At 72.3% G+C, this 23,703-nt stretch carries 13 protein-coding genes; 10 read left to right on the top strand and 3 right to left on the bottom strand.

The annotated features are described in order from the left end of the window. On the bottom strand, positions 1-324 hold a 324-nt coding region (locus tag B9S58_RS01615), incomplete at its 3' end, for a glycosyltransferase family 2 protein (protein ID WP_146063440.1). A 124-nt stretch (positions 325-448) separates the two neighbouring features. On the opposite strand from B9S58_RS01615, the gene B9S58_RS01610 reads away from it, so the two are divergent. Then, a complete protein-coding gene (locus B9S58_RS01610) occupies positions 449-1,297 on the top strand; it encodes a response regulator transcription factor (protein WP_103530367.1) in 849 nt (282 codons plus the stop codon). Continuing rightward, complete coding sequence (locus B9S58_RS01605) at positions 1,294-2,400, top strand: sensor histidine kinase KdpD (RefSeq protein ID WP_103530364.1); 1,107 nt, start codon at positions 1,294-1,296, stop codon at positions 2,398-2,400. Before B9S58_RS01610 ends, B9S58_RS01605 begins: the two co-directional genes overlap by 4 nt. Here B9S58_RS01605 and B9S58_RS01600 read toward each other — a convergent pair. Then, positions 2,381-3,478, bottom strand: coding sequence for an NAD(P)-dependent oxidoreductase (locus tag B9S58_RS01600; RefSeq protein WP_103530363.1), 1,098 nt, complete (start codon positions 3,476-3,478; stop codon positions 2,381-2,383). The two genes, B9S58_RS01605 and B9S58_RS01600, sit on opposite strands and share 20 nt — an antisense overlap. An 86-nt stretch (positions 3,479-3,564) precedes the next feature. Beyond that, positions 3,565-4,074: a nitroreductase family deazaflavin-dependent oxidoreductase gene (locus B9S58_RS01595; RefSeq protein WP_103530362.1), complete on the bottom strand. Its 510-nt coding sequence runs from the start codon at positions 4,072-4,074 to the stop codon at positions 3,565-3,567. Positions 4,075-4,262: 188 nt separating this feature from the next. On the opposite strand from B9S58_RS01595, the gene B9S58_RS01590 reads away from it, so the two are divergent. The 8 genes from B9S58_RS01590 (at position 4,263) to B9S58_RS01555 (ending at position 23,703) form a co-directional block, all read left to right on the top strand. Continuing rightward, the gene (locus B9S58_RS01590) at positions 4,263-4,763 is read left to right on the top strand and encodes a MarR family winged helix-turn-helix transcriptional regulator (RefSeq protein WP_103530361.1); all 501 of its coding nucleotides are present in this window, start codon (positions 4,263-4,265) and stop codon (positions 4,761-4,763) included. Between the two features lie 390 nt (positions 4,764-5,153). Continuing rightward, positions 5,154-6,497, top strand: coding sequence for a lysine N(6)-hydroxylase/L-ornithine N(5)-oxygenase family protein (locus B9S58_RS01585; protein ID WP_103530360.1), 1,344 nt, complete (start codon positions 5,154-5,156; stop codon positions 6,495-6,497). Positions 6,498-6,620: 123 nt separating this feature from the next. Then, entirely contained in the window at positions 6,621-7,679 is a 1,059-nt protein-coding gene (locus B9S58_RS01580) for an iron ABC transporter permease (RefSeq protein WP_103530359.1), read from the top strand. Between the two features lie 17 nt (positions 7,680-7,696). Beyond that, positions 7,697-8,758 carry an iron chelate uptake ABC transporter family permease subunit gene (locus tag B9S58_RS01575; RefSeq protein WP_103530366.1) on the top strand — a complete coding sequence of 354 codons (1,062 nt, stop codon included), beginning with the start codon at positions 7,697-7,699 and terminating at the stop codon, positions 8,756-8,758. Positions 8,759-8,811: 53 nt separating this feature from the next. Further along, positions 8,812-9,654 (top strand): ABC transporter ATP-binding protein, encoded by an 843-nt coding sequence (locus B9S58_RS01570; protein ID WP_103530358.1) that lies wholly within the window; start codon positions 8,812-8,814, stop codon positions 9,652-9,654. A 164-nt stretch (positions 9,655-9,818) separates the two neighbouring features. Then, positions 9,819-10,868, top strand: a complete 1,050-nt coding sequence (locus tag B9S58_RS01565; RefSeq protein ID WP_103530357.1) for an iron-siderophore ABC transporter substrate-binding protein — start codon at positions 9,819-9,821, stop codon at positions 10,866-10,868. Positions 10,869-10,914: 46 nt separating this feature from the next. Then, entirely contained in the window at positions 10,915-12,702 is a 1,788-nt protein-coding gene (locus tag B9S58_RS01560) for an ABC transporter ATP-binding protein (protein WP_103530356.1), read from the top strand. A 57-nt stretch (positions 12,703-12,759) separates the two neighbouring features. Further along, a complete protein-coding gene (locus tag B9S58_RS01555; protein WP_103530355.1) occupies positions 12,760-23,703 on the top strand; it encodes a non-ribosomal peptide synthetase in 10,944 nt (3,647 codons plus the stop codon).

The following is a 23,703-nucleotide window of genomic DNA, read 5'->3' as shown; positions in this document are numbered from 1 at the left end:
GGCCAGCAGCGCGGGGTCCAGCGAGCCATCGCAGTCGCAGAAGCAGACGAACTCGGCCTCGGCGGCGAGCAGCCCGGCGTGGCAGGCCGCGCCGAACCCCCGCCTCTCCTCCGTGACGACGCTCGCACCGAGGGAACGGGCGAGTTCGGCCGAACCGTCGGTCGAGCCGTTGTCGACCACGATCGCGCGCCAGCCGTCGGGGATGCGGTCGAGCACCCGGGGCAGTGCGGCCACCTCGTCGAGGCAGGGCAGAACGATGTCGGCCTTCGGGAGGCCGGTGTGCGGGGTGGGCGGGAACGGAAGGGCGGCAGAAGAATCGGTCACCCGCCTCACCCTACGGAGACAACTCCGGCATTTAGGTCATCAGGTTCTTACGAAACATGGACATCGGCCGGATGGGGGTGGCCACGTCCCGGCGCGCCCGGACGGGGGTGCCACAGTGGAGGCCATGGAGAACACCCCGCCCGCCGGGCATCCGGAGACCGTCCCCCCGGAGGCGCGCGGTCGGGTCCTCGTCGTGGACGACGACCCGACCGTCGCCGAGGTTGTCGTCGGCTATCTGCACCGCGCCGGTTACGCCGTCGAACAGGCCGGCGATGGACCCGCCGCGCTGAGACGGTTCGCGGCACGCCGGCCCGACCTCGTCGTCCTGGATCTGATGCTCCCCGCCATGGACGGGTTCGAGGTCTGTCGCCGGATGCGCGAGCACGGGCCGGTCCCCGTCATCATGCTCACCGCCCGGGGCGACGAGGAGGACCGCATCCTCGGCCTGGAGACCGGCGCCGACGACTACGTCACCAAGCCGTTCAGCCCGCGCGAACTGGTCCTGCGGGTCGACTCCGTGCTGCGCCGCGCCCGGGCCGCCGCCCCGGCGGACGAGGCCGGCCCGCTGTCCGGCGGCGGGCTGAGCCTCGACCCGGTGGGGCGGCAGGCCTACCGCGACGGGCGCGGACTCGCCCTGACGCTGCGGGAGTTCGACCTGCTCGCCTTCCTCCTCCGGCACCCCGGAAAGGCATTCGGGCGGGAGGAGCTGATGCGGGAGGTCTGGGGGTGGGACTTCGGCGACCTGTCGACGGTCACCGTCCATATCCGCAGGCTGCGCGGCAAGGTCGAGAAGGACCCGGCCCGCCCCCGGCTGATCCGCACCGTGTGGGGTGTGGGGTACCGCCTGGACCTGGACGAGGAGGGCCCGGACGGGGAGGCGGGCGCCGGCCGCGCGGAAGCCGGCCCCGCCCGTACCGGAGCCGACCCGGCCATCGTCCCCGTCGTGCCGCCGCCCGGGGGGCGGTCGCGGTGAACGACGTCCTGCTCATCGCGCTCTTCGCCTTCCTGGGGGCGGCCGCCGCCGGTCTGCTCGGCGCAGGTGTCCTGCGTCTCCTGCGCCACCGCTCGCTGGTGGTCTCGATGAGCGTCGTCGCCGGGGTGGCGGTCACGGCGATGCTCGCAGGGACGCTGACGGTCGCCTGGGCGATGTTCCTCTCGTCCCATGATCTCTACGTCGTCACGACCGTCGTCGCCATGGCCGCCCTGGTCTCCCTGGTCACCGCCATCCTGCTGGGCCGCTGGGTGGCCGCCCGCAGTCATGAACTGACCCTCGCCACACGGTCGTTCGGTGACGACGGCACCTTCGCCGCGCCCGCCGGGCAGCCCACCGCGGAGCTGGCCGCACTCGCCCGGGAGCTGGCAGCCACCAGCGCCAAACTGGACAGCTCGCGGGAGCGGGAGCGTGCGCTGGAGACCTCGCGGCGCGAACTCGTCGCGTGGATCTCGCACGATCTGCGCACCCCGCTCGCCGGGCTGCGGGCGATGGCCGAAGCGCTGGAGGACGGCATGGCCGCCGACTCCGGGCGCTATCTGCGGCAGATAAGGACCGAGGTCGAGCGGATGAACGGCATGGTCGGCGACCTCTTCGAACTCTCCCGGATCCAGGCCGGTTCGCTCACCCTGGCGACGGCCCGGATCTCCCTCTACGACCTGGTCGGCGACGCGCTGGCCGGGGTCGACCCGCTGGCCCGTGAGCACGGGGTGCGGCTGGTCGGCGACCGGATCGACGAGGTGCCGGTGGAGGTCGACGGCAAGGAGATGAGCCGGGTCCTGGGCAATCTCCTGATCAACGCCATCCGCCGCACCCCGCCCGACGGCACCGTGGCCGTCGCGGCGCACCGCACCGGCGGCGGTGTCGTGCTGTCGGTGACCGACGGCTGCGGCGGCATCCCGGAGGAGGACCTGCCCCGGGTCTTCGACACCGGCTGGCGCGGCAGTCACGCCCGCACCCCGCCGGCCGGGGCGGGCCTCGGTCTCGCCATCGTGCGCGGCATCGTCGAGGCGCATGCCGGACGGGCCGAGGTCCGCAACGTACAGGGCGGCTGCTGCTTCTCGGTCACGCTCCCGACAGCGTGACGGCCCCTTCCTCGCGGCGGCCCCCCGAACCACGCAGCGGGGCCGCCGCGAAGTCGCTCATCCCCTCGGCGAAGGACACCCGGGGCCGCCAGCCCAGCTTCTCGCGCAGCGCCCGCGAGTCCGCCGTGACATGGCGTACGTCGCCGAGGCGGTACTCCCCGGTCACCACCGGTTCCGGCCCGCCGTGCGCGCCGGCCAGCGCGGCGGCCATCTCGCCGATGGTGTGCGGCTCGCCGCTGCCGGTGTTGTACGCGGCGAAGGACGCGGGCCGCCGCTCCCGTACCGCCTCCAGGGTCACCGCATTCGCCGCCGCCACATCGTGGACGTGGACGAAGTCGCGCCGCTGGCACCCGTCCTCGTAGACCCGGGGGGCCTCACCGCGCGCCAGGGCCGAGCGGAAGAACGAGGCGACACCGGCGTACGGGGTGTCGCGCGGCATCCCCGGCCCGTACACGTTGTGGTAGCGCAGGGACACCGCCCGGCCGCCCGTCGCCCGCGCCCACGCGGCGGCCAGGTGCTCCTGGGCCAGCTTGGTCGACGCGTACACGTTGCGCGGGTCCACGGGCGCGTCCTCGGCCACCAGACCGGGCGCCAGTTCCGCTCCGCAGTCCGGGCAGCGCGGCTCGAACCTCCCCGCCCGCAGATCGGCTTCCGCGCGAGGTCCGGGGCGGACCGTGCCGTGGCGCGGGCAGTCGTAGCGGCCCTCGCCGTAGACCACCATCGACCCGGCCAGCACCAGGTCCCGGACCCCGGCCGCTGCCATCTCCGCCAGCAGCACCGCCGTTCCGAGGTCGTTGCACCCGACGTACAGCGGGGCGTCCGCGAAGTCCTTGCCGAGGCCGACCATGGCCGCCTGGTGGCACACGGCGTCCACTCCGGCCAGCGCGTCCGCCACCGCCTCCCGGTCCCGGACGTCCCCGACGACCACCCGGTCGCCCGGCAGCTCCGGGGGAGTGGAGCCGGGGTGGGCCGACGGCAGCAGGGCGTCCAGCACCACGCTCTCGTGCCCGGCCGAGGCGAGGGCGGTGACGACATGTGACCCGATGAATCCGGCTCCGCCGGTGACCAGTACGCGCATGACCGCCACGCTAGGGCCCGGCGAGCCGTCGGGCCGGGCGCGGCGCGCACACGTCACGGCTCCGTAAGGCATGTGCGCGGGGCCGGTCAGCGCAGGTGCTGACCGGGAGCTGCGTCGAGCCGTACGAAGGGGATGCGGCGGCCGGCCCGCCGGTAGGAGTCCGCGCTGCCGTCGACGTCGAGGCCCATGAAGGCGCACAGCCGGCGGGCCGTACGAGGGTGGGCGGGGGCGTAGCGGGCCATGATCTCGCCGCCCTCGTCGGTGCTCGGGAAGTGGGCGGTGACGGCGTAGTGGTGGTTGCCGACCTGGATCGTGGTCTTCGGCGAGGCCCGCAGATTGCGGTACCAGGCGGCCTCGGGGCCGAAACCGGAGGCCAGGAACCAGGTTCCCCGCCCGGCGTCGTACGCGACGACCTCCAGGGCCACCCGCCGGTCCAGGCCGCTGTTCCGGCCGGTGTGGTGCAGGAGCAGCAGACGCCGGCCGAAGACCGGGCCGAGGCCGACGCGGTAGAAGGCTATGGGCAGGCGGGCGAGGCGCCGCCGCCAGCCGCGCGGCAGGGGCGGGCGGCTGGGCCCGGCGTGTGGTTGTGACGTCATCACAGCACATCCTCGGGACGCGGACGGGAGTCGCCGGCACGGCGGGGGCCGGCTCGACTCTTAGTTTGTGCAATCTTTGCACAGCCTAAAGCTTGAGTCCGAGGACGGGACGGTGAGGAGGTGGCGGGGCGCACCGTGCCGGGAGCAGGGTAGAAAGGTGGCATGGCCAGGAAGGCGGTGCGGAGCGCATGGACGATGTGGATGCGGTGACCGGGGCGGTGCTGACGGCCTCCCGGTTGCTGGTCGCGGTGTCGGCGCGCTCGCTGGCGGAGGTCGAGGAGCGCGTGACGCTGCCGCAGTTCCGGATGCTGGTGGTGCTCTCCTCGCGGGGAGCCACGAAGCTCGTGGCGCTGGCGGAGCTGTTGGGGGTGGCGCCGTCGACAGCGATGCGTATGGTCGACCGGCTGATCGCGGCAGGGCTCGCGGACCGGCAGACCAACCCGGACAACCGCCGGGAGACGCTGCTCCGGCTCACGGAGGAGGGGTGCCGCACGGTGGAGAACGTCACCGCGCGCCGGCGCCAGGAGATCGCGTCGATCGTCCAGCGCCTCGCCCCGCGCCAGCGGACGGCGCTCATCGAGGCGCTCACCGACTTCAACGAGGCGGGGGGCGAGCCGTCGGCCCCGCTGCCGGGCGCAGGCGCCGGACCGCATCCACTGGGCTGGGGCGACGCGACGACGGCGGGCTGACCGCGCCGCGCTGGGCGCCGTTCCGAGCGGGACGTCCTCTGCCGGCTGAGGCGAGGTGCCCCGGGCTCGGCGCGTTGTTCGGCGCGGCGCGGAACGCGTGTCGCCGGGCCGGGAGAGGAAAGTCGAGCTCAAGGAGTGCCGGCTGGTCGGCCTCGACGCGTCGCCCCGCACGCCGACCCCGTCGCCTGAACGGCGACCGCTGCAACAGTGGCTGGTTCTGACCGCAACTGACTGGCCATCAGTGACGAGTGGTGCCGTCTGCCCTATCGACAAGGCGAGTTGGTGAGCTTAGGCTCACCTAAGTTCGGGTGGGCGGGTCCGTCGGTGTGCCCACCTTCCCCACCTTCCCCTCACGCCTGACAGGCGGCTTTCCCAGACGATGGGAGTGACATGTCACAGGTTCTTCCTGGCGACACCCCACTGGTCCACGACGTCATCGGCATCGGCTTCGGCCCGTCCAATGTGGCCATGGCGATCGCGCTCAGCGAGCACAACAGCAAGGTCGGCAGGCAGGATTCGGTCACCGCCCACTTCTTCGAGCAGCAGCCGAGCTTCGGCTGGCACCGCGGCATGCTCATCGACGACGCCACCATGCAGGTGTCCTTCCTCAAGGACCTGGTGACGCTCCGGAACCCGGCCAGCGAATTCAGCTTCCTCTGCTATCTGCAGAGCAAGGGCCGGCTGATCGACTTCATCAACCACAAGAACCTCTTCCCACTGCGGGTGGAGTTCCACGACTACTTCGAGTGGGCCGCGGCCAAGGTCGACGACCTGGTCTCCTACGGCCACGAAGTCGTCGCCGTCACGCCGTATCTCCACGACGGGACCGTGGAGTACCTGGACGTGACCGTCCGCTCCGAAGAAGGACTCGCGGTCCACCGGGCCCGCAACCTCGTCATCGGGACCGGCCTGCGCGCCCTCATGCCGGAAGGCGTGGAACGTGGCGACCGTGTCTGGCACAACTCCGACCTGCTGCGGAAGGTCGACGGCCTGGAGAGCGCCTCGCCCCCGCCCTCGCGGTTCGTCGTCGTCGGCGCTGGGCAGAGCGCCGCCGAGAACGTCGCCTACCTGCACCGCCGGTTTCCCGGCGCCGAGGTCTGCGCGGTCTTCTCCCGCTACGGCTACAGCCCCGCCGACGACAGCAGTTTCGCCAACCGGATCTTCGACCCCGACGCGGTCGACGACTACTTCGCCGCCCCCGAGGAGGTCAAACGCCGCCTGATGGCCTACCACGGCAACACCAACTACTCCGTGGTGGACATCGACCTGATCGACGACCTCTACCGGCAGATGTACCGGGAGAAGGTCCTCGGCACCGAACGGCTGCGCTTCCTCAACGTGTCCCGGGTCACCGGAGTGGAGGAGAAGCCCGACAGTGTCCGCGCCACCGTGACATCCCTGGTGACCGACGAGGAATCGGAACTGGACGCCGACGTCGTGGTGTTCGCCACCGGCTACAGCCCCGCCGATCCGCTCGGTCTCCTCGGTGAGGTCGGCGAGCGCTGCCTGCGCGACGGAGCGGGCCGCGTCCGCGTGGAGCGCGACTACCGGATCGTGACCGATCCCGGCCTGCACTGCGGCATCTACCTCCAGGGCGGCACGGAGCACACGCACGGCATCACCACCTCGCTGCTCTCCAACACCGCGATACGGGTCGGCGAGATCCTGGACTCGCTGCTCGACCGCCGGGTCAAACTCACCTCCGACGAGTCCCGGCCGGCCGCCGAGGGCTAGGGGCGTGTCCGGCGGGGCCACAAAAACCGCCGAACCACCGCGAGTTGCGCGCCCGGACCGCCCGGTGGCCTGCCGGGCGGTCCGAGCGCGGCCGATCCGATCGAAGGGATATCGTTCGTCGACATGATCACCACCGCAGTGGAGAGACCCGTGCCAGGGGGGACGACTGACGCCCGCAGACGTCGCGTCGTGGGGCTGGGCGTCCTCACGGTGACTCTGGTGATCGCGGCAACGGTGTCGTTGGCCGTCGGGGCGCGCGCGCTGACCCCCGGAGAGGTCTGGCACGGGCTGTTCGCGGAGCCCGAGCCCGACCAGAAGCTCACCGAGATCCGGCTCATCGTGCAGACCGTGCGTGTGCCCCGGACGGTCCTCGCGATCGTGGCGGGCCTGGCCCTGGGGGTCGGTGGTGCGCTGATCCAGGGGTACACGCGCAACCCCATAGCCGACACCGGGCTGTTGGGGGTGAACGCCGGAGCCTCCTTCGCCGTGGTGTCGGTCATCGCCCTGTTCGGGTTCACCAACCCGTTCCAGTACGTCTGGTTCGCCTTCGTGGGTGCGGGCATCGCCGGCGTGGTCGTCTTCGGCCTGGCGAGCGTGGGCAGGGGTGCGGGCAACCCGTTGACCCTCGCCCTGGCCGGTCAGGGCGTCACGGTGTTCCTCGCGGCGATGACCACAGCGGTGGCGCTGACCGACCAGAAGTCGCTCAACGCGCTGCGGTTCTGGAACGCGGGCTCCGTCGCCGGTGTCGGATTCGACGTCATCTGGCCGGTGACCGGGTTCATAGCCGTCGGCCTGGTCCTGGCGCTGATCACGCTGCCCGCCCTCAACCTGCTCAACCTGGGCGACGACGTGGCGCGCGGGCTGGGAGTGAACATCGCGGCGAGCCGTACGCTCGGCATCGTCGCCATCACGCTGCTGGCGGGCGCCGCCACGGCGGCCTGCGGGCCCATCGCCTTCCTCGGGCTCATGGTGGCCCACGTGGCCCGCTATCTGACCGGCCCCGACTACTGCTGGCTGGTGCCGTACGCGGGTCTGCTGGGATCCGGTGTCCTGCTGGTCTGCGACATCGTGGGCCGACTGGTCGTGCGGCCGGGCGAACTGGAATCGGGCGTCGTGGTCGCCCTCCTCGGGGCCCCCTTCTTCGCGGTCCTGGTGTGGCGAGGGAAGTTCAGGAGTACATGAACGGAACCCAGGAGCACATGAACGGGACCGAAGTGAAAGCGTCGATGGCGCCGGGCGTGCGGTTCGGCCAGGTGTCGTTCGTCTGGCGGCCCTGGCTCGTGCTGGTCACGCTGGTACTCGCGGCTGCGGCCTTCCTGGTCTTCTGCCTCTCCATCGGCGTCGGGGACTTCCCCATCGGCCTCTCCCGGGTCATCGCCACCATCTTCGGCCGGGGCGAACCGGTCGACGAGTTCGTGGTGATGGACCTCCGGATGCCCCGGGCGCTGGCCGGCCTCATCGTGGGGGGCGCCCTGGGCATGTCCGGGGCCATCACCCAGTCCGTGGCACGCAACCCGCTCGCCAGCCCGGACATCCTCGGGATCACCGCGGGAGCCGGCGCCGTCGCGGTGTTCCTGGTGACGGCGACGGGCGGGACCGCCGCGACGATCGCCGGCTCGGTCGGGCTGCCCGCGGCGGCCCTGCTGGGCGGTCTCGGCACGGGGCTGCTCGTGTACTTCCTCGCCTGGCGGCGCGGCGTCGACGGCTTCCGGCTCATCCTCATCGGCATCTCGGTGACCGCCATGATGCAGGCGATCACGACCTGGCTGCTGGTCTCGGCCGACATCCGGGACGTGGCGCGCGCCCAGGTGTGGCTGGTCGGCTCGCTGGACAACCGGTCCTGGGACGAGGTCCGGGTGGCGTTCTGGTGCACCCTCGTCCTGCTCGCCGTCGTGGCCGCCGTTGCCTTCCCGTTCAAGCCGATGCACCTCGGCGACGACGTCGCCGCCGGGCTCGGCGTGCGGTTCGGCCGGGTGCGGGCCGTCCTGCTCCTCTGCGCGGTGCTGCTGGCCGCCGTGGGGGTGAGCGCGGCGGGGCCGGTCCCGTTCGTCGCGCTCGTGGCGCCCCAGGTGGCGATGCGCCTGTCGAGATGGCCGACACCACCGGTCATCGCCTCCGGTCTGGTGGGCGCGCTGCTGCTGATCGGCTCGGACCTGGTGGCCCGCGCGGCGCTGCCGATCGGTCTGCCGGTCGGCGTGGTCACCGCCGTGATCGGCGGCCCGTTCCTCGTCTACCTGTTGGTACGGGCGAACCTGCGGTAGATGGTAGAAGTAAGGCTGACCTCAACCAAGGCTGACCTCGACAAGGGGGGCTTGTGGCCGCTCAGTTCACCGTCCGGCCCGATGCGGGCGTCCAGGACGTCCCACGGCTGGCCGCCAGGGGCATCACCGTCGGGTACGGCGACCGGACGGTCATCGACCAGCTCGACGTGGCCGTTCCGCCCGGGGTGATCACCACGATCATCGGCCCCAACGGCTGTGGCAAGTCCACCTTGTTGCGCACCCTGACCCGGCTGCTCAAACCGGCCGGCGGCACCGTGGTCCTGGACGGCGAGGACATCGGCAGGCTCCGGACCAGGGACGTGGCGAAGAAGCTCGGACTGCTGCCGCAGGCACCGGTCGCCCCGGAAGGGCTGACCGTCGCCGACCTGGTCGCCCGTGGACGCCACCCGCACCAGAGCTGGCTGCGGCAGTGGTCGTCGGACGACGTGGACGTGGTGCGGCGGGCGCTGGCCATGACCGGAGTGGCGGACCTGGCCGACCGGCCCGTCGACTCGCTGTCCGGCGGGCAGCGTCAGCGCGTGTGGATTTCGATGACCCTGGCCCAGGGCACCGACCTGCTGCTGCTGGACGAGCCGACCACCTACCTGGACCTGGCCCACGCGATCGACGTACTCGATCTGGTCGACGATCTGCACGAGTCGGGCCGCACGGTGGTCATGGTGCTGCACGACCTCAATCTGGCCACGCGCTACAGCGACAACCTCGTCGTCATGCGGGCGGGAGCCGTCCTGGCGCAGGGGCATCCCCGGGACGTGATCACCGCCGAGCTGCTGTACGAGGCGTTCGGACTGCGGGCCAAGGTGATCGACGACCCGGTGGGCGACCGGCCGCTCATCGTGCCGATCGGCCGGGCGCACGTCCGGCCCGAACCGTAGGCCAGGCGTACCACGACAGGATGCTGACTCCCCGGCAGGACCCAACTCATCCTGACCGATGGAAAGTTATCCAGTTAGGCTAGGCTGACCTCACTTGCTCGGGGTACAGTCTGGCTGCTCCCATACCGGGGCGCAGTGGACAGCGCGAAAGCAAGGGAATCCGGATGCCTCTCCATCGAACGACGCCTGTGAAGCCGTGGCGGCGGCCGGCCGCGATCGTGTCCGCTGCCGCCCTCGGCGTCGGTCTCCTCGCGGGCTGCGGTGACGACCCGGCGGACAAGAAGAACGACGACACCCCGGCCGCGGCCGACGGCGCGTTCCCGGTCACCGTGGAGCACGCGTTCGGATCCACCGAGGTCGCCAAGGCCCCCGAGCGGGTCGTCACCGTCGGCTACACCGACGACCAGGCCGTCCTGGCGTTCGGCATCAAGCCGGTGGGCATGGTCGACCAGTACCCGAACCCCGCCGGCCGGACGCCCGACATCAACACGCAGTGGCCCTGGGTGAAGGACCAGTGGGGCGACACCCGCCCCGACGTCGTCATGAAGAACGGCGACGCCGGCCCCAACTTCGAGAAGATCGCCTCCCTGCGCCCGGACCTGATCATCGCGGTCTACTCCGAGGTCGACAAGGCGGCCTACGAGAAGCTCTCCAAGATCGCCCCGACCGTGGGCCGCACCAAGGGCGAGAAGGAACTCTTCAGCGCCCCGTGGCAGGACAACGCGGTGCACATCGCCAAGGCGCTCGGCAAGGAGAAGGAGGGCGCCGAACTGGTCAAGGGCATCCAGGTCAAGCTGGACGCCGCCAAGAAGGCCCATCCCGAATTCGGCGGCAAGACCGCCGTCGCGCTGTCCTGGTACAAGGACTCCATCTCGGCGTTCACCTCCACCGATGTGCGCGGCCGGCTCGTGACGGGCACCGAATTCACCTATCAGACCGAGATCGACAAGATCGCGGACGGCAACTTCTCCACCGAACTCTCGCCCGAGCGCATCGACCTGATCGACGTCGACCGCATCTTCGTCATCAACGACAAGGCGGACACGGACGCGCTCAAGAAGTTCGAGCTGTTCAACAACCTGCCCGCCGTCAAGAACGGCAACGTCTCCTACCTGCTGGACAGTGAGGGCCCCGCGGTCGGAGCGGCGATGTCCCAGGGCACCCTGCTCTCCCTGCCGTACGCGATCGACGAGCTCGTCGAGTCGGTCAAGTAGAGATGACGACCCACCGCCCCGCTCCCCGGCGAGATTTGGTCTCCGTGTGACTGCCACCGACACCGGCGTCGCCCCCACGACCCTGCACACGGCCACCGGAGGCGAGGCCACCCGCTGGGTGGCCGAGCACTGCCGGCGGGCCCCGTGGCTGACGGCCTCCACCGTCCTCACCACGGTGGCCGGGGCCGCGCTCCAAGTGCTCCCGGTGCTGCTGCTCGGCCGGGTCGTCGACGGAGTGGTCGACGGTGCGTCACGCTCGATACTGCTCACCGTCGGGATGCTGATGGTGGCGGCCGCGCTGTTGGGCGCGGTGGCCACCGCGGCCTCCACCTTCCTGATCGGGAAGCTCGGGGCCGAACTCCTCGCGCGGCTCCGTGAGGAAGCCGTCCGCGCCGTGCTGGGGATGCCCAGCTCACGCGTCGAAGAGGTCGGCCGGGGGGACGTGCTGTCCCGCGTCGGCGACGACGTGGCCGTCATCTCCAAGGGAATCCGGACGGCCATCCCCACCGTGTTCTCGGCGGGTGTTTTGGTCGGCATCGCGACGATCGGGATGTTCGGCCTCGACTGGCGGCTCGGCCTGGCCGGAGCCTGCGCCCTGCCCGCGTACGCGCTGGCGCTGCGCTGGTACCTGCCCCGCTCGGCACCCCTCTACCGGGAGCAGCGGGTGGCCCAGGCCGACCGTGCCCAGGCGCTGATCAGCGGACTCAACGGGATCGACACGGTCCGGGCGTACCGCATGGAGGGCGCCGTACGCGAGAAGGTCACCGGCGAGTCGTGGCGGGTGCGCGATCTCGGTGTCGAGGTGTTCCGCTTCTTCGGGCGGTTCGTCGGCCGGGAGAACCGGGCCGAGTTCATCGGCCTCGTCCTCATCCTGGTCGTCGGCTACGCCCTCCTGGAGGCGGACGCCGCCACCCTGGGCGAGGTGTCGGCCGCCCCGCTGATGTTCCACCGCCTGTTCACCCCGCTGGGCGCCATCATGTTCACCTTCGACGAGGCGCAGAAGTCCGGCGCGAGCCTCACCCGCCTGGTCGGAGTGTTCCAGGAACCCTCCGAGAAGCGGCTGGTGGGCGACGGTTCCGTCCTGCCCGCCGACGTCGCGCCGTACCCGGTCACGGTGCAGGGGCTGACCTTCAGCTATCCCGGGGCCGAGGAACCGGTGCTGCGGGAGGTGTCCCTGTCCATCCCGGCCGGCGGTTCGCTCGCCCTGGTCGGGGCGACGGGCGCCGGCAAGTCGACCCTGGCCGCGCTCATCGCCGGCATCGGGAGACCGCAGGCCGGGTCGGTGCGCATCGGGACGCACGACCTCGCGGCCATGGACGAGGCCGGGGCACGTGCCCTGGTGAGCATCCTGACCCAGGAGACCCATGTGTTCTCCGGACCGCTCGCCGAGGACCTGCGGCTCGCCGCACCCGACGCGAGCGACGAGGAACTGCTGCAGGCGCTGCGCACGGTCGGCGCCGGAGGGTGGGCCGAACTGCTCCCCGACGGTCTGAACGCCATGGTCGGCGAGGGCGGTGAGCGCCTGGACGGCACCAAGGTCGCCCAGATCGCCCTGGCCCGGCTGATGCTCGGCCGGTCACCGGTCGTCGTGCTCGACGAGTCGACGGCGGAGGCGGGCAGCGAGGGCGCCGCGGAGCTGGAACGCGCGGTGCTGGCCGCCTGCTCCGGCCGGACCACGCTGTTCGTGGCCCACCGCCTGACCCAGGCGATGACCGCGGACCGGATCGCCGTGCTGGACGAGGGGCGCGTGGTCGAGGAGGGAACGCACAGCGAGCTGGTGGAGCTGGGCGGCCAGTACGCCCGGCTGTGGCGTGCATGGCGAGAAGGCAGTTAGACGAACCGGGTCAAGGACAGGCCAACTCGCCTACCTCGGAAGGATACTGAGACGTCGATGACGGAACCGAGCGCTTCTCGCGTACTGCTGTCCCCCGCCCGGCTGGCCGCCGTACGCCGGCGGATCGGCGACTACAGCGACCGGACCGTCGTCGAGGCGTGCGCCGTCGGGCTCGCGTACTGGGCGACCGGCGCCGGCCCCGCCGGTATGGACCTCACCCCCGCCACGCCCTTCCCCGAAGTCATCGGACGGGTCGCCAACGGCACGGGCGGGGCCGGAGGGTGGGAGGCCGACGCGGAGCGTCTCCAGATCACCGTGCCGCCCGGCGTCGACCGTGCCGACGCGCAGCAGGCGCTGGACGACCTGGCCGACTTCCCGGACCGGCCCGTCGGCACCATAGGCCCGTCCGGTCCCCGGGCGAGGACCGAGGAACTGGCCCGGTGGAACGACACCCGGGCCGACCGGGCCCGTCCGACCGTCATGGAGCTGTTCCGCGAGCAGGCGCGCCTGCGGCCGGACGCCGTCGCGATCATCGACGAACACCGCTCACTGACGTACCGCGAAGCAGCCGAACGGTCGGCCCAGTTGGCCCACCACCTGATCGAACGCGGCCTCGGCCCCGAACAGGTCGTCGGCGTCTCGCTCGGCCGCTCCGCCGAGATGGTCGTCGGCCTCCTCGCCGTCCTCCAGGCCAGGGGCGCGTTCGTCCCCCTCGACCCCCGGTGGCCGGCCGCCCGCCGGGCCGTCGTCGCCGAGGACGCCCGGGTCGCGCTGCAGCTCAACTCCACGGGCAAGGCCGACGCCGGGGAACCGGACGCCGTCGCCGTCGACCTCGGCGACTGGAAATACGGGGCCCGCCCGGCGGACGCGCCCGACGCGACCGTCCCCGGCAACGCCCTGGCCTACGTGATCTTCACGTCCGGCTCTACCGGACGGCCCAAGGGCGCCATGATCCGGCACGAGGCGATCAGCGAGCGCCTGCTCTGGCAGTCCGGCGAGATCCTCCACTTCGGCCACGACGACGCGTCGCTCTTCAAGGCCCCGCTCTCCTTCGACATCTCCATCAACGAGATCTTTCTGCCGCTCGTCACCGGCGGCCGCCTCGTGATCCTGCGACCCGGCGGCGAACGCGACCCCCACCACCTGCTCGGTGTCATCGCCGAACAGCGCGTCACCTTCACCTACCTGGTCTCGTCCATGCTGGACGTACTCCTGGAGATCGCGGGCGACTCCGGCCGCCTCGACAGCCTGCGACACGTCTGGTGCGGCGGCGAGGTGCTCACCCCGGAGCTGTACGAGCGCTTCCGTGGCCGGCTCGACATTCCGCTCTACCACGGCTACGGCCCCGCCGAGACGACCATCGGCGTCTCCCACGTCATCTACCGGGGGACCGCCGAACGCCTGTCGACGTCCATCGGCAAGGCCAACCCCAACACCCAGCTGTACGTCCTCGACGACGAGCTGCGTCCCGTGCCGGTCGGCGTCGGCGGCGAACTGTACGCCGGAGGCCTCCTCCTGGGACGCGGATACGTGGGCGCACCCGGCCTCACCGCCTCCCGCTTCGTGGCCAACCCCTTCGCCTCGGACGGATCCCGGCTGTACCGCACCGGCGACCTGGCGCGGTACGCCCCGGACGGGTCGCTGGACTTCCTCGGCCGCGCCGACAACCAGATCAAGATCCGCGGCATGCGACTGGAGACCGAGGACGTCGAGGCCGGCCTCGCCGAACACCCCGGCGTACGGCACACCTGCGTCGTCGCGAAGAAGAACACGGCGGGCGGCACCTATCTGGTCGGCTACGTCATCCCGTCCACCGGCCACGAGGATCTGAGCGCGGACGCGGTCAAGGCCTGGGCCGCCGCCCACATGGTCGAGTACATGGTGCCCGCCCACCTGGTCGTGCTGACCGCGTTCCCGCTCACCGCGAACGGCAAGACCGACCGGAACGCGCTGCCGGAACCCTCCATGGGCACCGGAACCGTCGTGGCGCCCGCCACTGAGAACGAGCGCCTGGTGTGCGAGGCCGTCGCGGCGGTGCTGCGGCTCGACGCCGTCGGCGTGGACCAGGACTTCTTCCAGCTCGGCGGGGACAGCATCCTGGCGATCTCCCTGCTCAGCGCCCTGCGCGAGGCCGGCCTCCAGGTGAGCGCACGCCAGATCTTCACCCACACCGTCGTCGGGGCACTGGCGGCGGTGGCGAGCCGCGACTCCGCCGCCGCCGTGGACCACGACGACGTCGGCACCGGCTCCGTCGTGGGATCGCCCATCGTGCAGTGGCTCGGCGAGACCACGGACGCGATCGACGGCTTCGTGCAGTCGGTCGTCCTCAACACCCCGGCGGAGCTGACCGCCGAAGCCCTCGACGACATCCTCGCCGCCGTGCTCGACCGGCACGACATGCTCCGCGCCAGGCTGGTACGCGGCGAGCACTGGGGCTTCGACATCCCGCCGGCCGGGCGGACCGCCCCCTGCTGGGAGGAGAGCGACGCCCCGCCGGCGGAGTGCGTCGCCCTCGCCACCCGGGCGCTCGACCCGGACGACGGCGTCATGCTGCGCGCCGTCTGGCGCCGCGCGGCACGTCAACTGGTCCTGGTCGCCCACCACGTGGTGATCGACGGCGTGTCCTGGCGCATCCTGATGGACGACCTCGCCACGGCCTGGCGTCAGCGCTCCTCGGGCACCCCCGTCGACCTGCCCCCGGTGGGCACGTCCTTCAGGCGCTGGACCCAGCTGCTGGGCCGCGCGCCGTTCGCTACGGACCGTACGCACTACGCGACGCCGCTGCCCGCCGCCGACGCGCCGATCGGCAGGCGGGCCCTCACCGTGGCCGACACCGTGGAACGGGAGCGGACCCGGACCGTCTCCGTCGGAGCGGAGGTCACGGCAGCGCTCCTCGGTGAGATCCCCGCGAAGTTCCACGCGGGCGTCAACGACGTCCTGCTGACCGCCCTCGCCGTCGCCCTCGCCCGGTGGCGCCGCGACCGGGGCCAGGACCAGACGTTCGCCCACATCGAGTTGGAGGGGCACGGCCGCGAGGGCCGCTTCGTCGCGGGCGCGGCCGGATTCGAACCCGAACTGTCGCGCACTGTCGGCTGGTTCACCACGCTCTTCCCCGTCACCGTGGACCCCGGCGCGGCGAGAGACCTCACCGCGCCCGGCTACCTCGCCGCCGCCCTCAAGGCGGTCAAGGAGGACCTCGCCCGCGTACCGGGCAACGGCCTCTCCTACGGCGCCCTGCGCTACCTGACCGGCGACGGGCCGGCCGGTCCCGCGCCGCAGGTGCTCTTCAACTACCTGGGCCGCTTCGACGCGGGCGGCGCCGGAAGCTGGCAGCTCGCGGGAACGACAGGTCAGTTGGGCGAGAAGCGTGACCCGCTGATGCGGCTGCCGCGCGCCCTGGAGTTCAACGCGATCGCCGAACCCGACGCGAGCGGCGCCCTTGAGCTGGTCACCACCATCTCCTGGCCCGAGGGCGTGTTCACCGACGCGGACATCGCCACCCTCGGCGACCACTTCCGCTCGGCCCTCACCGCACTGGCGGCGCTCGAAGAGGGCGGTCACACCCCCAGCGACTTCCCGCTGGTGCCGCTGACCCAGGCCGACGTCGACTCCCTGGACGGCCCGGCGCTGCACGACATCCTGCCGCTCACCCCGCTGCAGGAGGGCCTCTACTTCCACTCCGTCTTCGACGACGACGCCACGGGCAGCTACGTCGAGCAGCAACTGCTGACGCTGGACGGGGACGTGGACGCCGACCGGCTGGCGGCGGCGGCCACCAGGCTGCTCACGCTCCACCCCAACCTGGCCGCCCGCTTCACGGCCCTCGCGGACGGCCGGGTCGTCTCCGTCGTCGAGAGCGGCCGGAGCGCGCCCTTCACCACGCTGGAGCGCCCAGGCCTCACCGACCAGGAGATCCGCGACCTCGCCGAGCGCGACCGCCGGGCCGGGTTCGACCTCGCCACCGGGCCCCTGATGCGGTACACGCTCATCCGCTCCGACGCGGGCCGTGCCGTTCTGGTGCAGACCGTGCACCACATCATCGCGGACGGCTGGTCGGTGCCGCCGATGCTCCGCACCCTGCTGGCCGAGTACCACGCGCCGGGATCCGGGTACCCGACCGGCGGCTACCGCGACTACCTGGACTGGCTCGCCGGAAGCGACCAGGACGAGAGCGACCGGGTGTGGCGCGAGGAACTCGCCGGGCTGTCCGGCCCCTCCCTGGTCGCCGAGGGCCACACCCCCTCCGAACGGTTCGCCGACATCGCGGCCGAACCCGCCGCCGACATCGACGCCGCCGCCCGCTCGGCCGGAGTGTCCCTGAGCGTGGCCGTGCACAGCGCGTGGGCGGTGACCCTGGGCAGCCTCCTGCACAGCAGGGACGTCGTCTTCGGCTCCACCGTCTCCGGACGCGACGCCGAGGTTCCCGGGATTCGCGACATGGTGGGTCTGTTCATCAACACCATCCCGGTGCGCGCCCGTTGGGCCCCGGACGGGACCGCGGGCGAGCTGCTCGGCGCCGTGCGACTGCACCAGGACGCGGTGCTGGCGCACCAGCACGTCTCCCTGGCGCGGATCGGCCGGCAGAGCGGTCCGGGCCCCCTCCTCGACACCCTGGTGGTGTTCGACATCGCCACCGACGTGGCCGTCCTGCGCCGGCCGGACGACACCCTCGTCATCACCGGCATCGTCAACGAGGGCGCCCCGCACTACCCGTTGACGCTCGTGGTCGAGCGCTCACCGGACGGCCGCCCGCGCTTCAACCTGATCTACGACGGTGAACTCCTGCGCCCCGCGGGCGCCGAGGCGATCCTGCACACCTTCACCCGGATCCTCGTCGAGCTGCTCGACCGGCCGGACGCCACGGTCGACACGCTGCTCCCCGCGACCGGCCGGGCCCCGGCGCGGGTGGCCCCGTCGACCCTGGGCGAGCTGTTCGACGCCGCCGCGTACCGCGACCCGGCGGCCACCGCGGTCACCCAGTGCGCACTGGGCGGCGGAACCCGCTCCCTCACGTACGGCGAACTGGCCGACGCTAAACACGAGTTGGCGGCCGCCCTGCGCGCCGCCGGGGTCGGGCCCGGGCAGCGGGTCGCCGTCGCCGTCCCGCGCTCCCTGGAACAGGTCGTCGCCCTGGTCGCCGTCGTCACCGCCGGGGGCGCCTACGTCCCGCTGGACCTGACGTATCCGGACGAACGGCTGGAGTACGTCCTCGCCGACGCCGCCCCGCAGGTCGTCCTCGTCGACCGGGAGGAGCGGGGCCGCTTCACCCGGCTGCTGGACCGCGCGGGCGTGACGGCCCGCGTACTCGTCCAGGGCGACGAACACCCGCTGGACACCACCGCCCCCGTGGTCCGCCCGGACGACCCGGCGTACGTCATCTACACCTCCGGCTCGACCGGCCGGCCCAAGGGTGTCGTCGTCCCGCACTCCGCCGTGTCGACGCTCCTCGACAACACCCGGCCGGACATGGACTTCGGCCCCGACGACGTATGGGTCCAGTTCCACTCCTTCTCCTTCGACTTCGCCGTCTGGGAGCTGTGGGGCGCACTCGCGCACGGCGGCGAACTGCTCGTGCCGGAGTACGGGCTGACCCGCTCGCCGGTCGACTTCCACCGACTGGTCAGGGAACGCGGCGTGACCGTGCTCAACCAGACCCCGTCCGCCTTCTACCGGTTCATCGAGGCCGACCTGCGCGCCGGCGAACCGGCCGGCGCGCTGCGCCGCATCATCTTCGGCGGTGAGCCGCTCGACCTCGGGCGGCTGCGCGGCTGGGTCGAGCGGCACGGCACCGGCACGCCCGAGCTGGTCAACATGTACGGCATCACCGAGACCACCGTCCACGTCACCCACCGGGTGCTGACCGACGAGGACTTCGCCCGGGGCGACGACGCCGGCCCCATCGGCGTGCCGATCCCCGGCCTGACCACCTATGTGCTCGACGACCGGCTTCGGCCGGTGCCGCCGGGCCGGGTGGGCGCCATCTACGTCGCGGGCGGCCAGGTGTCCCTCGGCTACCTGGGCCGCCCGGGGCTCACCGCCGGACGGTTCGTGGCGAACCCGTTCGCGGCCGACGGCTCCCGCATGTACCACACGGGCGATCTCGCCCGCCGGACTCTCGACGGTGAGCTGGAGTTCGTGGGCCGCGCGGACGACCAGGTGCAGCTCAAGGGATTCCGTATCGAGCCGGGCGAAGTCGAAGGTGCGATCAGGGAGTTGGACGGTGTCGTCGATGTGGCCGTCACCGTGGCGGACAGCGGCGACCACCTCGTCGCCCACATCGTCGGGGAGCTGCCCGCCGACTTCACCGCCCTGCTCTCCGCCAAGCTCCCCGTGCACATGGTGCCGGGCCGGGTGCTGCCGGCCGACGCGCTGCCGCTGACGGTCAACGGCAAGCTGGATCGCAGGGCGCTGACCGAGCGGGCCGCAGAGCCGGACACCCCGGTGGCCACGAGCGGCTCCGACGCGCTCACCTCCCTGACCCGCATCTTCGCCGAGACCCTGCCCGGTGCGACCGTGGACGCCGACACCGACTTCTTCGGCGCCGGGGGCGACAGCATCGTCGCCATCACCGTGATCAATCGGGCCCGGGCGCTCGGCCTGTCGATCACGCCCCGCGACGTGTTCCTGTTCACGACGCCGCGCGCCCTCGCCGGCCACCTCGCGACGCGCACCCCGAAGCCCACGCCGGCAACGCCCTCCCGCCGGGAGGACGGCCCCCTGCCCCTCACGCCGATCATCCTGCGCCAACGCGATCGGGGTGGTTCGCTCGCCCGGTTCGCCCAGGCCAGGGCGCTGCCCGTCGCCGAGGGCACCGGACTCGCCGACGTCCGGCGCGCCGCGAACGCCGTCGTGGCCGCGCACCCGGCCCTGCGCCTGCGGCTGCACATCGAGCACGGCGTCTGGGCCCTGCGCACCGAACCCGCCCGCGAGGCCGACGTCGTGGCCGTCGCGCCGGAGGCCACCGTCGACGCGACGGCCGCCGCCGATGAGGCCGCCGGACGGCTCGACCCCGGGACCGGAGACGTCATCGCGTTCTCCTGGCTGGCGGCGAGCCGCACCCTCGTGGTCACCGCCCACCACCTCGCCGTGGACGCGGTGTCCTGGCTGATCCTCCTCGACGATCTGGCCACGGCCCTGAGCGGGGCCGCCCTGCCGCCGCCGACCACCTCCTACGCCGCGTACGCCGAAGCGCTGGCCCTGCGGTCCGCGGAGCCGGCCGACGGCCTCGGCCACTGGCTCACCACCCTCCGGGCCCCGGCGCTGCTGCCCACGGCCCAGGGCCTCCGCGAGCGGACGGTCGTCCTGCCGCCCGGGGCGAGCGACCGGGTGACGCGCGGCGCGCCCGGCGCACTCGGCCTCGGCCTCACCGAGCTGCTGTGCGGGGCCCTGCGCACCGCGCTGACCCGGATCCAGCCCGCGCCGACCGACCTCGCCGTCGAACTGGAGCGACACGGCCGGGTCCCGGCCCGGGACCACCACGACTACTCCCGTACCGTCGGCTGGTTCACCTCCATCGCCCCCGTACGCCTGACCGCCCACACCGACCCCGTCGCCGCGGCGCGCGAGATCGCCGAACGGCAGCCGGACGAGGACGGACACGTCGCGTACGGCCGGCTCAGGTACCTCAACCCGCAGACGGCCCCGTTGCTGACCGCCCGGCCGCAGGTCCTGTTCAACTACCTCGGCCGGGGCGGCGAGTCACAGGCCCTGCGGATCGCCGGCGGCGATGGGGGCAGCAGCCCGTACGCCGTCGAGGTCAACGCCTGGACCGACGAGGTCACCGGCTCCCTCCACGCGGCCTTCACCCTCGCCGAGGGCATACCCGACGTCATCACCGAACACTGGCTGGCCGCCCTGGAACAGATCGGCGACGCCTCCGCGACGGCCGAGCGCACGGCACCGGTCACCCCGCTCCAGCGCGGCCTGTTCTTCCAGGCGCAGCTGGCGGGAACGGGCACCGGTACGTCGGGCACGACGGGCAGCGGGACGGGGGGCACGGCCGGGCACTACGTCGCGCAGAGCTGGTTCACCTTCGACCGGCGCCTGGACGCCGACGCGCTGGCCGAGGCGATGGCGTACGTGATCGCCCGCCACCCCGTCGTCGGCGCGGGCTTCACCACCGACGACGACGGAAACCCGGTCCAGGTCCTCAAGGCGGGCCGACGGGTCCCCGTCCACACCGTCGACCTGGCGACCGAGGCCGAGGCCGAGGCCCTGCGCACCCGGGACCGCGAACGCGGCTTCGACCCGGGGGAGCCGCCGCTCGTCCGGATGACCGTGGTGCGGCGGCCCGACGGCCACGACGGCCTGCTGCTCAGCTACCACCTGCTGCTGTGGGACGGCTGGTCCCGCGAGATCCTGCTGCGCGACCTGTTCGACGCGTACGAGGCCGTCGTCGCGGGCGAGCCGTGGGACGCGACCCCGGCGGTGCCGAGCTTCGAGCAGTACGCCCGGATGCTCGCCGTCAAGGACCCCGCCGTATCGGAACGCTTCTGGGCGGACCACCTGGCCGGCCTGCCGGGCCCGACGCTGCTCGCCGGACCGGCCCCGGTCCTGGACGAGGAGTTGCCGCGGCCGCTCGTGCACACCCTGTCCGCCGAGCTGACGGACCTGCTGCGCGAAGCCGCACGCGTTCACGGCGTCACGCTGAACTCGGTACTGACCGGCGCCTTCGGCCTCCTCCTGGGAGCCCGTACCGGTCGCAGCGACGCTGTTTTCGGAGTCACCGTCTCGGGCCGCGAGGGCGAAGGGCACGGCGACATCGTCGGCGTCCTGCTCAACACCGTGCCCCTGTGGACACGGGCCCGGCCCGACCAGTCGGCCGGCGCGTACCTGTCGTCCGTACAGGCCGCGCGCGTGGCGACGATGGACCACGAGCACCTGGGGCTCGGCGAGATCCAGCGGGCCGGCGGGCACGACACCCTGTTCGACAACCTGTTCGTGCTCCAGAACTTCCTGGACCTCGACGCGTTCGCCGAGATGAACGCCCGCCACGGCATCACCTCCGTGCGGGCGGACGACTCCACCCACTATCCGTACACCTGGGTCGTCACGCCCGGCGACCGGCTCACGGTCAAGCTGGAGCACCGTCACGGCGACCCCGACAATGCCCGCGCTCTCCTCGACGACTACCTGCGCGTCCTGGAGGATCTGGCGACGGCGACCGGCCCGTTGGGCGCGCTGCGCGGCCTGGGACCGGACCCCGAACCCGCCGAGCGCACCGAGGTCGGCACGGACACCGTCGTGGACCGCTTCGACATCGCGGCCGACCGCGATCCGGAGCGGGTCGCGCTCGTCGCCGACGGCGCGACCATGACCTTCGCCGAGCTCCGGGACCGCAGCCGGGCCGTGGCGGGCGTCCTCGCCGGGCGGGGCATCGGCCCCGAGACGACCGTGGGCCTGGCGATCCCGCGTTCCCCCGACTGGATCGCCGCGCTGTTCGCGGTGCTGCGCGTCGGAGCCGCCTACGTGCCACTGGAGCTGGACCACCCCGACGAGCGGATCGCCGCGATCTTCGAGGACGCCCGGCCCGAGGTGATCCTCACCGCGAGTGCGGTGTCATCCCGGCTGAACGGCGAACTCATCGAGCTGGACCGCCCGTTGCCCGAGGCGGAGCCGTACACGACGTTCGCGCCGGACGACCCGGACCGCCTGCGCCACCCCGCGTACACCATCTACACCTCCGGCTCGACCGGGAAGCCGAAGGGCGTGGTCACCGAGTACGCCGGGCTCACGAACATGCTGATCAACCATCAGCGACGGATCTTCGAGCCCGTCCTCGCCGAGCACGACCACCGGGTCCTCCGGATCGCTCACACCGTTTCCTTCGCCTTCGACATGTCGTGGGAGGAACTGCTGTGGCTCGCCGACGGCCACGAAGTGCACATCTGCGACGAGGAGTTGCGCCGCGACGCACCCCGGCTGGTGGAGTACTGCCTCCGGCACGGCATCGACGTCATCAACGTGACACCCACCTATGCCCAGCAGTTGGTGGCCGAAGGGCTCCTGGCGGACCCGCAGCGGCGGCCGGCCCTGGTGCTGCTGGGCGGCGAGGCCGTCACCCCGACGCTGTGGCAGCGGCTCGCGGAGACCGAGGGCACCGTCGGCTACAACCTGTACGGGCCCACCGAATACACCATCAACACCCTCGGCGTCGGCACCTTCGAGTGCCAGGACCCGGTCGTCGGTGTGGCCATCGACAACACCGAGGTGTACGTCCTGGACCCGTGGCTGCGACCGCTGCCCGACGGGGTCCCCGGCGAGCTGTACGTGGCGGGCGTCGGCATCGCCCGCGGTTACCTGGGCCGGAGCGCCCAGACCGCGCACCGCTTCGTCGCCTGCCCCTTCGGCACGCCCGGGGAGCGCATGTACCGCACCGGGGACCTGGTGATCCGCCGGCCCGACGGGAACATCGCCTACCTGGGCCGCACCGACCAGCAGGTCAAGATCCGCGGCCACCGGGTCGAACTCGGCGAGGTCGAGGCCGTGTTCGCGGCCCACCCGGCGGTCCGCCTCGTCGCCGCGGTCGCCCAGCCCGACCCGGGGGTCGACGGCGCGTACCGGCTGGCCGCCTATCTCGCCCTGACGGGCTCCGCCGACCTCGCGCAGGTCGCCGGCGAGGTGGGCGCCGGGCTGCCGGACTTCCTGCGCCCGACGCACTTCGCCCAGGTCGACACCATTCCGCTGACCGTGAACGGGAAGGCCGACACCAAGGCGCTGCCCGAGGCCAGGCCGCTCGGCGCGCTGACCACGGCGGGCGAGCGAGGCCCGGACACCGGCACGGAGACCGTGGTCTGCGAGTTCTTCGCCGAAGCGCTCGACCTCGACGACGACGAGGTCAGCGCGGTCAGCGACTTCGTGTCCCTCGGCGGGCACTCCATGCTGGCGGTGCGGCTGATCGGGCTGCTCCGCCGCGAGTACGGTCCTGTCATCACCATCCGCGATCTGTTCACCCTGCGAACCCCGGAAGCGATTGCCCGCCACCTTGATGAGAACTCCTGA

This window comes from Streptomyces sp. SM11 (genome assembly GCF_002910905.1).
Taxonomy (GTDB): domain Bacteria; phylum Actinomycetota; class Actinomycetes; order Streptomycetales; family Streptomycetaceae; genus Streptomyces.
The sequence above is the reverse complement of the archived record's forward strand: the minus strand, read 5'-3'. Positions and strand labels throughout refer to the sequence as shown.